Source organism: Brasilonema sp. UFV-L1, from assembly GCF_012912105.1.
In the GTDB taxonomy this organism is placed as follows: Bacteria; Cyanobacteriota; Cyanobacteriia; order Cyanobacteriales; family Nostocaceae; genus Brasilonema.
Genome location: NZ_QMEA01000001.1, coordinates 165,629 through 179,049, shown reverse-complemented (window position 1 = coordinate 179,049; position 13,421 = coordinate 165,629). Strand labels below are relative to the sequence as shown.

10 protein-coding genes are annotated in these 13,421 nt (G+C 41.3%); 6 read left to right on the top strand and 4 right to left on the bottom strand.

Annotated elements, in window-relative coordinates; genetic code table 11:
- Positions 1 to 28: 28 nt before the first annotated feature.
- The 3 genes from DP117_RS00690 to DP117_RS00680 all read right to left on the bottom strand — a co-directional run bounded on the left by DP117_RS00690 (position 29) and on the right by DP117_RS00680 (position 5,296).
- Entirely contained in the window at positions 29 to 331 is a 303-nt protein-coding gene (locus DP117_RS00690) for a hypothetical protein (protein WP_169216409.1), read from the bottom strand.
- 315 nt (positions 332 to 646) lie between these two features.
- A complete protein-coding gene (locus tag DP117_RS00685) occupies positions 647 to 1,579 on the bottom strand; it encodes a trypsin-like serine protease (protein WP_169216408.1) in 933 nt (310 codons plus the stop codon).
- A 48-nt stretch (positions 1,580 to 1,627) separates the two neighbouring features.
- The gene (locus tag DP117_RS00680) at positions 1,628 to 5,296 is read right to left on the bottom strand and encodes a tetratricopeptide repeat protein (RefSeq protein ID WP_169216407.1); all 3,669 of its coding nucleotides are present in this window, start codon (positions 5,294 to 5,296) and stop codon (positions 1,628 to 1,630) included.
- Between the two features lie 715 nt (positions 5,297 to 6,011).
- Here DP117_RS00680 and DP117_RS00675 point away from each other — a divergent pair.
- The 6 genes from DP117_RS00675 (at position 6,012) to DP117_RS00650 (ending at position 12,790) form a co-directional block, all read left to right on the top strand.
- Complete coding sequence (locus DP117_RS00675; RefSeq protein WP_169216406.1) at positions 6,012 to 7,859, top strand: tetratricopeptide repeat protein; 1,848 nt, start codon at positions 6,012 to 6,014, stop codon at positions 7,857 to 7,859.
- A 100-nt stretch (positions 7,860 to 7,959) separates the two neighbouring features.
- Positions 7,960 to 8,235, top strand: a complete 276-nt coding sequence (locus DP117_RS00670) for a hypothetical protein (protein WP_169216405.1) — start codon at positions 7,960 to 7,962, stop codon at positions 8,233 to 8,235.
- Positions 8,232 to 8,654: a PIN domain-containing protein gene (locus tag DP117_RS00665; protein ID WP_169216404.1), complete on the top strand. Its 423-nt coding sequence runs from the start codon at positions 8,232 to 8,234 to the stop codon at positions 8,652 to 8,654. Before DP117_RS00670 ends, DP117_RS00665 begins: the two co-directional genes overlap by 4 nt.
- 46 nt (positions 8,655 to 8,700) lie before the next feature.
- Positions 8,701 to 9,279 carry a Uma2 family endonuclease gene (locus DP117_RS00660; RefSeq protein WP_169216403.1) on the top strand — a complete coding sequence of 193 codons (579 nt, stop codon included), beginning with the start codon at positions 8,701 to 8,703 and terminating at the stop codon, positions 9,277 to 9,279.
- Positions 9,280 to 9,692: 413 nt separating this feature from the next.
- Positions 9,693 to 10,736: a hypothetical protein gene (locus DP117_RS00655; protein WP_169216402.1), complete on the top strand. Its 1,044-nt coding sequence runs from the start codon at positions 9,693 to 9,695 to the stop codon at positions 10,734 to 10,736.
- 71 nt (positions 10,737 to 10,807) lie between these two features.
- Positions 10,808 to 12,790 (top strand): hypothetical protein, encoded by a 1,983-nt coding sequence (locus DP117_RS00650; RefSeq protein WP_248277470.1) that lies wholly within the window; start codon positions 10,808 to 10,810, stop codon positions 12,788 to 12,790.
- A 7-nt stretch (positions 12,791 to 12,797) separates the two neighbouring features.
- On the opposite strand, the gene DP117_RS00645 is transcribed toward DP117_RS00650, so the two are convergent.
- Positions 12,798 to 13,397 carry a superoxide dismutase family protein gene (locus DP117_RS00645; RefSeq protein ID WP_169216401.1) on the bottom strand — a complete coding sequence of 200 codons (600 nt, stop codon included), beginning with the start codon at positions 13,395 to 13,397 and terminating at the stop codon, positions 12,798 to 12,800.
- Positions 13,398 to 13,421: the final 24 nt, after the last annotated feature.

The window sequence follows — 13,421 nt, the reverse complement described above, 5'->3', positions numbered from 1 at the left end:
TTATATGACTCAACTGATATTACAAAACTTATTCACCAATATTTTCTTGCTCTTTGTGTAATAGTCTATCAACTTTATTTTCGATAGCTGTTAATTTCCTAAGAATAGTAGGACGGTCATCATCAAGAGAAGCTAGCAAGTTTGCCACTCCCTCTTGTATATTTGCCAATCTTTCCACAACATTCTGAAGTTGTAGCATCCCAACTCGGAGTTCTTGTATACCTTCTCGGAGTTCTTCCCGTTCTTGTCGTGCTTCAGCCATTGTATCTAGCATTGCTTGGGCTGTTCTGGCGTTACTCTCAATCAGTTGCTTGAGTTCTTCATCGGTCATTGCAATTGCTTTTTGGGTTGAACCTGTTTACTCATCATATCATTTCAGATATTTCTGAAGAAAATAAGTATAATTTAAGACACAAACAGTGCCCTTGCACGACTGCATTAAGAGTCAAAAGAAGTGCGATACGCCTTTTACAGCGGTTTTCATATCAATAGACCACAAATCGTAGGGTGGGCATTGCTCAGAAAAGCTTGTGTGATAGACATTTGAGATAGTAGAAGCAATGCCCACCTTACAGAAAAACGCTGTAAGGCGCGATCGCTCCCCACCATCGCACTCCTTTCAACTTCATCCCCTCATTCTTCCTCTCTAATTTCCTCGCAAAGCTGGTTGTATACGAGATATTTCAACTGCACGGTTTAATGTCAATCCGTTAACTTTGTTCCACCCAGAATGCAAAGCAAGGACATAATAATTACCGTTAATATTGCCGATAATTGCACCACCAGAAGCTCCACCTTTAGTATCGCAGTTGTGGTACAGTAAGTTATCTTTTTGCCGGAGAATGCTGCATCCCAAGTGAACGCCAGCAGTCATCCTTTCTCCAGCTGTAAATTCTTGGTATTGTTTTTTCTTGGGGTTAGGAAAATCAGCAGAATAACCAACTAGGGCAAATTTTTTAGTATCCCCTACAAGGTCGAAGGATGGTAGAGATTTCAAAGGGATAATACCGTATTTCTTCCCAAGAGGTCTGTCAAGTTTGAGAATAGCCCAATCGTCTACATAATCTGCCAATGTCCCAGTTTTGAAGTCTGTTCCAGGCTTAGCAGTGGTTGCGTAGGCGATATCATTTTTATCGCGTACTTGACCGTTAATTAAATTCGGTAGAAAAGCGATCGCCCGACTAAGTTTACCAGTATCAGGATTAACTACGCAGTGAGAATTAGTCAACACCAAATCATCAGCTATCAGCGTACCCGTGCAACTGTAGCCTTTACCGTCAGCATCTATCCCTTCAATTTTACCAATCGCTGACCAAGGTTTTTTTCTATTAGTCATTGGGATACGGTCATCTGCGCCAATAATATCGCGTCTTCCGGGTGGTTCACCAATTTCTTTGACATCACTTGCCGAGACGGGTTTTTTGTCAATGACTACATTAAATTCTGCAAGATTTGTGACTGTAGTAAACTTCGGCGGTACTGGCTTAGACTGTGCTTGCACAGATACCATTGCCCAAGTACCCAACACCATCGTACCCAGAACACCTGCGAAAAAAGCAAGAATAAATTGCTGTTTCATTTGTAGTTTCTCCTAACTCCAAAATTTTGAATTTTGAATTTTGAATTGTTAGCGCCATTCTCCTTGCAAGGTAAAAGCCGCCCAAGAATAAGGGTTACGCCATTCCTGCTGCTGCCACATTTCTAGCTGTGCTGCTCTCATTGCTGCTGCTGGAGTTTTGCCCTTTTGCAATATTTCTTTGTAGAATTCGCTCATTAACTTTGATGTTGCTTCATCATCAACCTTCCACAAAGACACCACAACTCGTGCTGCACCAGCATACATCAACCCTCTTGTCAAGCCCACCAATCCTTCCCCTTTGACTTCCTTGCCCAGTCCAGTTTGACAGGCACTCAGTACCAATAATTCTGCTGGGTAGTTGAGATTGAATAAATCAGGCAGTTGCAAAAAGCCTTTTTGTTGTCGGTTGCCGTTTTTATCTATCTGGGATAGCACTATTCCTGATAATTCTGGGTTTTTCTCGTTGAGTATGCCGTGGGTTGCAAAAAGCAGGTAGCGGTATTGGCTGAGTTGGGGATTAGTTGCCCAGGTATAGTTAGCATCGAAATCAAAAGCATTTAATCTGTCTGACTGGGCTACTAGTTTCATAATTTCCTCAGCCTCTTTCCGCGTTCCTTGAAGTCGCCCAATATTGCCCATGTCTATGTCTCTAGTTGCCCGCGTTAAGGCAGACTTGTCTAGGTCAAGCGCGGAAGATGTATTCTGGGATGCCCCAGATCGCTGGTCATTGTTTTTGAGAGAACGGTTTTGGGTAACTCCTGTAAAACGTTCATCTTTGGTGCTAAACACTGGATCAGCAAGAATGGCTAGGGTCTTTGGTGCTTTTTGGCGTCCTTTGAGTTCTTGGCGGAGAATGTCAATGGTTGTAGCGGAAGGTAAGCTAACTATTTCGTGGTTGAGTAGCAATGGTTGATAATTTTCTGCGCTAACAGATGATTTTGGCACTGTCAGCACAGTGAAAGGAATGTATTGCAATACACCATCAGCGACAATTAGCAAGCGTTTTTGACCCAAATCTTTTGCAACAGGAGCAAGGATGAGTTGACTAAGTTGATCGGCGGCTTTTGCTGTTTGTTCTGGGGCAACTTTATTCATCCCAGAGTCACTTAAGAGTTTGCGTAACTCCTCTACTTTTTGCTCTACTTCTTTGCGTCCTGGGAGTTCGTAGCTTTGCATGGAATTAGGAGTCACCGCCCAAAGGTAGCTGCGTTCTTCACCGAGGGAATATTGCAATAGCAGCGTGTCTTTATCTAGCTGTTGCTGAATTTGCGGTAATTTTAGTATGTCTTCGGGTGTGGGGTACTTAATTTTCCCGTATTTCGGGCTGGTGGTGCGGATTTTTGTTTCTAATTCGCGGTATTGGCTGAGGAGATTTTCAATTTCTGTTTTCAGGGCTGCGGCTTGGCGTTCATTTGCTTTGGTATCAGATAGTGATAGTAACCGTTTCTCTCGCGCTTCCAAAAGAAACTGTAAGCGACGTTCTTCTGCCAAAAGTTTTGGATCAGCGCCTTTGCGGATATTAGCATGAGCTTCAGTTAACAGTTCTATCAAACCCCTAGCGCGAGAGCGTTCGCTGATGTGCAGTGCTTCTGCATCGTATCCTTTTGATGGGTTTTGCTTGTGCAACCGCATCAACAGGTCAATGTAGAATTGGTAATAATCCTGGACTGTGGCAAAGTAGGAACTACGCAAGTCTTGACTCGTGACTTTGGTGCGTATCCCTTCGATAATTTCAGTTGTTTGTTTAATGTTGGTCAGAGCTGCTGGTAAATTACCTCTATCGCGTTCATTCACAGCAATTTGGTAAAGTGTTGCTGCTTCTTCTGCTTTGTTACCTAGAGTTTTTCTGATGGCGAGTTCTTGATTGTGGTTATCAATCGCTGTTTGATATTGTTTTAAGGAGTTGTATGTTTTACCGATATTTCTGAGGACAGCAGCTTCTGTATACTTATTTCCTAATTGTTGGATCAAAGATTTTGCCTGCTGGGATATGGACAGCGCTTGTTGATAATCTCCCTTTTCCTGGTATATTCTCCCTTGTAAACCTAAGGCAGAACTTTCTAACGGTTTGTTCTTCTGTTGACGCACCATAGAAAGATACTTGCTGGCATTATTTAGCGCTTTGTCATACTCTTTTAATGACAGGTAAGCCCTTCCCAAGGCAGCGAATTGAATTGATTGTAGAAATAGACTTCCGATCTGTTGACTCAGAGACAGCGCTTTGTTGTAATATTCTATAGCCTGAGGATAATCTTTCATTTCATAATGAGCATCACCAATGGAGTTCAGACTCCAAACTTCGCTTTTGCGATCGCCTAATTGCCGATATAAATCCAGCGCCTGTTGACAAGTGTTAATACTCTGCTGATAATCGCCTAATGACTTGTAGAGCTTCGCCATATTTTCGAGAGTGTAAGCTTGTCCACCGCGTATTTTTAGCTGACGCTGAATAGTGAGTGCTTGATTGAAGGTATCCAGTGCTTTCTGATACTCACCTTGTGATGCTAAGACATCTGCTTGCTTGTTGAGTATTTCAGCTTCTTCTACACGGTTGTTAATAGCACGGGCAACGGTAAGCGCTTCCTCTAAGGCATCCAGTGCTTTCCCATACTCCCCAATGAACACCTGGTAGAAACTAGATATATGCTTCAGAGCCGAGATTTCTCTGTTACGAAGTCCTACTTTTTTAAACAGCGAGCGCGCTTGTTGGAAGTAGTCAAGCGCTTTCTGATATTCGCCCAATGATCGGTAAGTAGATGCAAAATTCATCAAAATACTTGCTTGAGATCGTCGATCTTGAGGAATTTGTTGTAATAGTCTCTGCGCTTGCTGTAGCTGTTCCAGCGCTTTCTGATTCTCACCTAATATAGCGTAAACACTCTTCCTAGACTCAAGAACTGTAATCTGTCCAGAGACATCGTTAATTCGGCGGTAGATTTCTAGAGCCTTATCATAGGAGTCAAGAGCATTCTTATTCTCACCCCAGTTCCAATATGTTGTACCCATATACCAATAAGTACTGGCTTGGCTTGGAGGATCATTTTGTTCAAGAGCTAAAGCTTGTTTGTATGCTTGAATTGCTTCTTGGTGCTTATCAAACTGTTCCCCATAGATTTTAGCGATATACCTCAAAGTATCAGCCTCATCCTTGGATCGTTTTTGAGAGCGATACATGGAAAGCGCAAGGTTGAAACTTTCCAAAGCTTTTTGGCTATCATCCATTACCCAGTATGTTACACCCAGATGCCAGAGGGTATCAGCTTCTAGAGATGTCAACTTCTGTTCACGACTAATAGATAGTGCTGGTTTTAAATATTCCAACGCTTTGTTGTGTTCGCCCAAATTCAAGTAGACACTACCAATATTCTGTAGCACGACCACTTCCAATCTTTTATCGGGTAATTGTCGCGCGAATTTTAATGCTGCTTCATATTTCTGAATTGCTTGTTGCTTTGATTCTAGAGTCCCCTGATCACGCAGTTTATGCCCTTCATCAAATAGTTTAAGTCCTTCCTCTGCCAGTTTTTTTTGCTCTGGGGTGAAGGTATCTTCTGGATTTGTATTTGCCTGCTGTGCTATCTGCAATTTTGCATTTCTCGGTATTGCTACTACTGAGTCAGATAACAAGACTGCAGTCAGTAACAATGTTAAACTGTAGCGATAAAACTTAAAAAATGAGCAGCCAAAAATACACCAAAGTTTTTTACTTCTGTTCATGTTTCAGCCGAAATAATTTATCAATGACAGCGATCTTCTTGCAAGCGCGAATCCTGATATCAGTTGTTTATTTAATTGTTTGATAAATTCTCTGGAGAATGTAATGTTGATTGTATAACGTTCAGTTACGCAAGCCAATATGGTTTCTGTTTTAGAAACAAAATTACTGAAAATCTTCAGAATTACTCTTTGTGGTGTTGTTTATTTAACATATTCTGGATTTCTAGAAATGGAGGTAAAACAGCTTAATGTCAAGTTAATTTTTGGTTATATGTAGCGAAAGCGGAATCCAACAAGTTGATTTTCACTTGGGTAAATAATAGGACTTACGCAAGAACTCTCTAAAACTCTTATTCCTTTGTGTCCTTTGCGTCCTACCCTGCGGGAAGCCCTTCGGGTTCGCAGTCGCCTACGGAGGGAAACCCTCCTGCAGCGCTGTCTCACCGCTGCGCGTCTATGCGGTTCGTTTTTTCATAATTTTGCGTAAGTCCTGAATAAATTAAATGGGATTTGCCCACGATTCTCGCGCTTACCCCACCCCGGTTTTGTCTGTTGCCAAAACCTCCCCTCCCCTTAGTAAGGGGAGGGGTAAGGGGTGGGGTAAAACCAACGTGGAGTATTCCTAAGCGTTCTAGTTGAAACCTTGGCAAGGCTTCTTCTGCAACATAACCCAGACAGCAATTAAAATTGACATATCCCTATTCTGGTTGCTAAAGTGTCTGACTCTCTGCCGTTGCGCGAAAAGTATCTCGCCCTGATCGACGAAATTATCCAAACCACCCTCAAGGGCAAGATTAGCTCTCAAGAGCAAGTCTATCAAATGTTGCTCAAAGGTGTGAGTGCTGACACGGGGGAAGTTTTTGAACTCGCTTTGAGCGATCGCCTCAATTCCATTCAACAACAAGTAGACACCGAAAAAGACGAACTCAAGCAAGCGAAAGCAACCCGGAGTCTGCGGGCAATCAAAACAATTCAAAGTCAATGGCAACGCGCCCAACAGCAAAATAAAACCACAGAAGCTATTACCTCTGCAATTAGAGAAGTGACTTTAGCAGAAGCGGGAAGTCGTCTTGCTGCATTTCTACGTGCGATCGATCCCAACCGGAAGAATGCACTCAATTTGCAACAACTTCAGCAAGTATCAAAATCTCTACAGCAATTTGCCCAAGCTGATTCTGATTTTCAGGATATATCAAATGGTATTAATCGTGGTATAATAGCTTGGCAGCGACTGCAAGACCACTTGGTTAGCTGGATGTACGAGCAAAGCCGGGAGTCGTTGGGATTTGGTGGAGTACCGGGAGAACGTGGTCCTTGGGCAACTTGGTCAAAGCAAGTGAATAGTGAGTTTCCTCAAGCATTGTTTCGCTACTTAGCATTAGAGAAGTCTGCAATAGAATTTGCACAACTACATAGCGGTATCAGCCTCCGTGATTGGGTGGAGATAGCAATCATTTTACAGTACTTGCAACGGGGGTTAGTCAACTGGTTTGACCAACAGCCTTACAATGTCAAAGCAGGATCGAAGCTATCAATTTCGACTTTCTTAACTTTTGCAGTGATTTGGAGTCAACTGGCAAATGGTTTTGGTAGTGCAGCGTCAATTTACAGCGCTGGTTGTTCTCAAGTGATGCTGCAAATTCTGCGAACCTTTGCACAGCGTTCATACTTTCCTTTGTACGGGGGAATTTTCGCCTCTTTTTCTGGTAAGTACTTACGAGATGCGCTGAATTATTTGGATGAACCGTTGCGTCAGGTAGAAGGAACTCAAGAGAAAGCAAGAATTTTGACACTTTTAGGCTCTTCTCAACGAGCATTCGGACAATATAGGCGTTCTGTGGAGTTTCATCAGCAAGCTTTGGAAATAGCACGGAGTGCAGGCGATCGCGTTTGTGAAATTGCCAATCTCAACCACCTCAGTCGTACTCACGTTGCTCAAAAAATGTATGGTGATGCAATTGACTTTAGTCAACGGGCATTAATATTGAGTCGGCAAACAGGCGATCGCACTGGCGAAGCAAATGCTCTGGTAAACTTGGGCTATAGTGAAGTTATGCAAGCTCAACAGACGGAACAAGTAGAACCAGAAGTTTATGAGACAGCAATTAACTACTTGCAACAAGGTTTAACACTATCAGAACGACTGGGCGATGTTCAAAGTAAAGCTTTGTGTTTGAGTAGTTTAGGTATAGCTTATTTAGTGATTGAACAACCTCAAACAGCGATTAAATATTTGGAAGACGGCTTGCAAGCCGCACAAATTTCTGGTGATTTGTATCTTCAAGCTTTGAATTTAGCGAATTTAGCCGAAGCTTATTATCATCTACAAGACTCAGAAAAAGCAATCTACGCTGGTTGTTTGGGAATGTATTTATTAAACCAAATTGCTTCAAACGAATGGCATAAATCCGCAGGTTTACTCACAATTATCCAAGGACAAATAGGAGAAGAATCTTTCAGGAAATTATTATATAAAAATCGTTCTAACATCATTCCCGTGATTGGTGTGGATGGATATGATTACATTCCGCAATTGTTAGAAGAATATAAGGGAAGTTTGTAGGTAAACATTGCCTACAATACAATTCTTGTCAAAGAACCTGGTGACTGAAAATCTGAAAACGCACAATTCATTTTATACTCAAGCAAAGGCAGGGATTTTTATGATAAACATAAGCTTGGATGACGAGACAGAGAAGTATTTAGTGGAGATTCTTGCACAGGAGAAATCCACAAGTAGTGAATTGATGAAACGACTGATACATGAACATTGGCAAAAGTTACAGCCTCGGAAAACAGTTTTAGAGCGAATGGGAGGTGAACCTCAGCATTTACTCAATGGTCCTAGTAATTTATCTGACCGGGATGAACGCTATAAATATCTGGCGGAGTATTTCCAGAAACGGTATGAACAACGCCAGCAAAAGCAAGAAGCATGACTTATTATCCTATTATCCTTGTCGATAGCTCTTTACTGATTGCTTTTTACAATGCAACAGATAACTATCACAACCAAGTTCGTGAATTTTTTGTAAGTTGTACCAGTGATTTAGTAACTACAGTTGGATGTGTGACTGAGGTGATGTATTTTCTTGCTCCTAATTGGCGGGTGCAAAATGAGTTTTTATCACATTTAGCAACTGACATCTATAAATGTGAGCCGTTATTACCGCAGGATTTTATACGTATTGCTGAACTCAACACCCAATACGCTGACTTACCAGGAGATTTTGCAGATTTATCACTAGTTGTGATTTCCGAACGTTTAGATATTGCAGCTATTGCAACTCTTGATAAAGATTTTGATATTTATCGTCGTTATCGTCGCCAGCCTTTTGAACGTGTGTTTCGACAGTAACAAAGATATCCCCTAGCAGTCTAAGATATTAACGAGACTTTAGCGTATGGTTAACCCCACCATCGTCATTCCTGAAACATTCAAAGTCAGTCATGAACAGTTCAAGGAACTCGCCGCCGTGAATCGTGATTTAAGGCTAGAAAGAACTGCGACTGGAGAATTAATTGTTATGCCCCCCACTGGAAGTGAGGCTGGAAAACGAAACATAGACATTGAAGGACAACTTTGGCTTTGGAATCGTCAAACCAAGTTAGGGGTAGTATTTGACTCATCCACCGGATTTCATCTCCCCAATGGTGCTGATCGTTCTCCAGATGCGTCTTGGGTGAAATTAGAACGATGGGAAGCACTCACACCCCAACAACGAGAAGGTTTCGCTCCCATATGCCCAGACTTTGTTGTAGAACTGCGTTCACCGTCCGACAGTATAGAAAAGTTACGGGCAAAGATGAGGGAATACATAGAAAATGGAGCTTCTTTGGGGTGGTTAATTGATCGTAAAAACCGAAAAGTGGAAGTATACAGGCAAGAGCAAGATGTGGAAGTATTAGACAATCCCAGCATCCTCTCAGGAGAGGATGTGCTACTAGGATTTACTTTGGACTTAACTGAGATTTGGCAGTAATATCAAGTCCGTTTGAATAATTGTCATTGCGTTAGCGTAGCGTGCGCATAGCGCATACGCAGCGATAGCGGAGTGAAGCAATCTTAAACCGTTGCGATTGCTTCGTTTCACTTCGTTCCACTCGCAATGACGAATAATAAGTGATTAACCGGATTTGATATAAGTGAGTAGCACGCCGCTTTATTTACCTAACAGTTTTGGTAATCTGTTCCAGAGGAATGTACCAAAGCAGTGCATTGCTCAGTCATAGTTAATTATGGGAAATTATTTGTATTTTACTTAACATAAGGAATACATACTTAAAAATACGACTTTAAAGGTATGCAAACCCAACCAATCTAGAGATAGACTTCTGAGATAGCAAGGATACCATAGAGATGGATGCCTTGAATTTTCTTATCTTGAATTCTATTATGAAAACGCTTATATCGTATTACAAAGAAATAAAAGAAAAGCTACAATCTCAATTAGAACGTGCAGAAACAACAGAGCAAGTCGTTAAGATAGTTCAAGAAGAGATTAATCAGCTTTCAGACTACAGTGGTGATTACATTCAAGGATTGACTCCACCACAGGCACGCCTGGCGATAGTCATGTTAAAGGCGCTCAATCAATACACAAGCGTTTTAATTTTAGTCAAACTGCAAGATTCAACCGCAAATACTCTAGAGAAATCTAACAACAGTGCCAATTTCCAATCTGAAAACCAGCTAGGTTTAACTGAGTTAGCTTCTAACACTTTATCACCATTTAACACAATGGTTCAGATAGAAAATAATCTGAAAGCATTGACATCGCTTGATTATTACAAGCAAGGATTATTACAACAAATACAGCAAAATCGCGAGGTTGTGAGTAGCCTAGTTGCTGGCGGTATAACAGGAACGTTGGCTGGTGGTTATTCCTGGGGGTTGATAGGAGCAATTACTGGAAGCGTGATTGGAATTTTAGTTCAGCAAACGAAGTTGTCTGAGAACACAAGTCTTGTCTCGCAGACGACACCTCCTAAAAATAAGTTGAAAATAGGTGTAGATATTGATAAACTACTTGAGCATCTCTACCAAGCTTTTCAAACAATCGATTTAACTATTGCTGCATATGGGGGAACGGAAGAGAAAGCATTCAAACCCGGTTTGGAGAACTATCTGGACTTGTTAGAGTATTTACAAGACTTGATGGCGGATGCACTGGATGAACAAAATCAACTTCCAACTGCAGTGCGTAGACGTATTGAACAAGCTGCGACAATTTTGAGACGCTACGGAATAGAAACACGAGTTTATCAACCTACACAAGAACAAGATGCGGATATGGAAGCTTGGTCAATGTTCTACTTTGAGCCGAGTCTTGATCCACAAATGATAGATTACATTACCTTAAAACACGCCTTTGTAAAAGACGACCAAGTACTTTTACCAGGTAGCGTCATTGAGCCTGCATCATCTTCAGCATCGTAGGGCGTTCAATATTCATCATTTTACTCTCGTTCCCACGCAGAGCGTGAGAACAAGTAGATACTATAAATTTTATGGAGCAGACAGAATTACTCATGCATGATTATCACAATATCAAAATCATCGGATTTGATTTGGGACACGGAGAAACGGCTTTAACATGGGTGCGAGCAGATAATCCAGAAACGACTCCTCAAAGTCTACTCATTAATAATAGGAAAAGCCAAATCACCGCGATCGCCCATCATCCCAAAAAAGGAATTTTCATTGGGGAAATGGCGTGTCAAATGCCGGATGCAACAATCTTTGAAATTGCGTTGAAATCTCGGCAATTTAATGATATAATATACAGAAAAAATCTGAAAGAATTTGTCAATGCTATTTATAAGCATTTGCTTGAGACTAAACAAATTCAATCAACAGATAACAATGACTTTTTCATAGGTTGTCCATCAGGATGGTGGCAAGAAGAAATCGAGAGTTATAAACAACTCCTTTCTGAAGATTGCTTGCCAAACGTAACTGTAGTCAAAGAGTCACGTGCTGCTTTAATGCATGCTAAAGAAAGTGGCATATTCACCATAGAAGAATTACAAAAATCAGTATTGGTTATCGATATTGGTTCGTCCACCACAGACTACACTCTCGTCAAGGGTATGTCTGATACCCCAATCGATTTTGGACATGACTTAGGTGCATCCCTGATTGAAAAACAAATTCTTCAGAAAACCTTGGAATATCAGAGACAATATAGAGAAGGACGCGAAGAAATTTTACGACTCGGAGAACTTCTCAGAGATGAAGAGATTTTGCAGTTAGAAGAAATCTCGCAGCTTGAAAAAGTTTTTGAGCAAAATCCGTTGTACAAAAATCGCTGTGAACTTCGATGTCGTAAAGCAAAAGAAGAGTATTTTACCTATCAAGATTCTTACGAAGAAAACATCGTTAATGTCGGGATTGAGGATATTCAAAGAAGATTCAAATTTTTGCCCTTGGTTAATGGCAAAGTGATGAACGCAATCCTGAGTCAACCTCTGCCAGAACTTGGCAATAAAAGTTGGCGTGATGCTTTCCGTGAACAGTTGCAAACAGTCAAACAAAAGTTAGAACAAATAAGCATTCAACCGAGTGCAATTCTCCTCACAGGTAGTGCTTCTAAAATGTGGTTTGTTCTGGAAATATGCCAAGAAATATTTCCTGATTTACCTTGCAAGCGAGATGGAGAACCTGAACTTTGTATTGCTAGAGGATTGGCACGTTGGGGACGGGTGTATATTCGCACAGAAGGATTTCTGGAAGAAATTAGCCAATTTCTTGACCGAGAACTGACAGGTATTGTTGGAAATAACATACCCGCATTCTGGGAAAAATTAGCAGAGGAACTGGCAAATGATTTGGTAGACAAAGTTATAAAGCCAAGTGTGCAATCTTGGCGTAACAGAGATATTATCACGCTCTCATCTCTTGAGTCAGAAATAGAGCAGCAAGCGAAAGCTTGGCTTACAGGTAATGATGCTAACAACAAAATGACAACCTGTTTAGTTGAGTGGTTGTCAAAAATTCAAAATGAAGTCAGAGAAAAAACAGATTCAATCTGTAGGAAGTATGGTTTACCACTAGGCACATTTGTCAGCAAAACAATTGACTTAGGTGACCACACACAGAAGGTTCCTACATCTATATCTTTTGATGATTTCAGCGGACTTTCTATATTTGTTGGACACCTTGTTGCTTTAATTGTAGGTGTTGTGTTAGCAGGATTATTCCATATCTTACTTTTTGCTGGAATCATTGCCCCAATTGTTGGGATATTAGCTTACTTTCTTGGTGAATCTATAGTTAAGGATACAGATATTCCTGGTTGGATACGTGCCTTCGTTTCTGATAAAAGAATTGATGAATTAGCCCGTCAGAAAAAACCAGAATTGCAGCAAAAAATCCAACAGACTTTGACTGTTGATCAAACAGTCGCTGTCAAACTGGGTAAATCTATCAGTGAATGGCTTAAGGAAACTGTGCAAGAGCAAGCGGATAAGGCTAGGTTGTTGATTGCGTAGTTATTCTTTAAGCTTCATGATTACGAGTGATGACTCCACAAGCTAACCGTGGTCCGCCTGCTTCTGATCCCGTCCCGCCTTCTTTTTGCAAGTCTTGTAACTGGTGAATGATGATTGCACTACCATTTTCGTCAAACACGCTCACAGCACTCTCACTCAGGGTGACTCGACTAGTTAGGACATTGTACCTTGCGTATCCATGCTCATCCACCACAAGGTTTGGTAAGTCACCCATATGAAACGGATGGTTCGCTTCTACGGGAAGTTCTGAAGCAAACGGAGCTGGACCTGGGTCAAAATGTCCACCAGCAGTGGTAAAAGCAGGCTGGGCATTGGGTTCGCACACACCCACACCATGAATGTGCAATCCGTGTTCACCGGGAGTTAACGTTGCTGGATCACCTTGAATCTCACCCGAAATTCGCACCACCCCATTGTTTTGCTCTATCAAGGTTAGAGTACCAGCAATATTTGTACCCGTAACCTCAACTTGTGTTTTTAACTGACTCTGCGCCATACTCGGTTCCCACAATGCAAATCCGCAAGCCAGCGCCAAGCAAAGAGTAACTCCAAAAATAAACAAAGATTTTTGTAGAGAAAACTTCATTATTTATAATCTCCTAAAGTCACG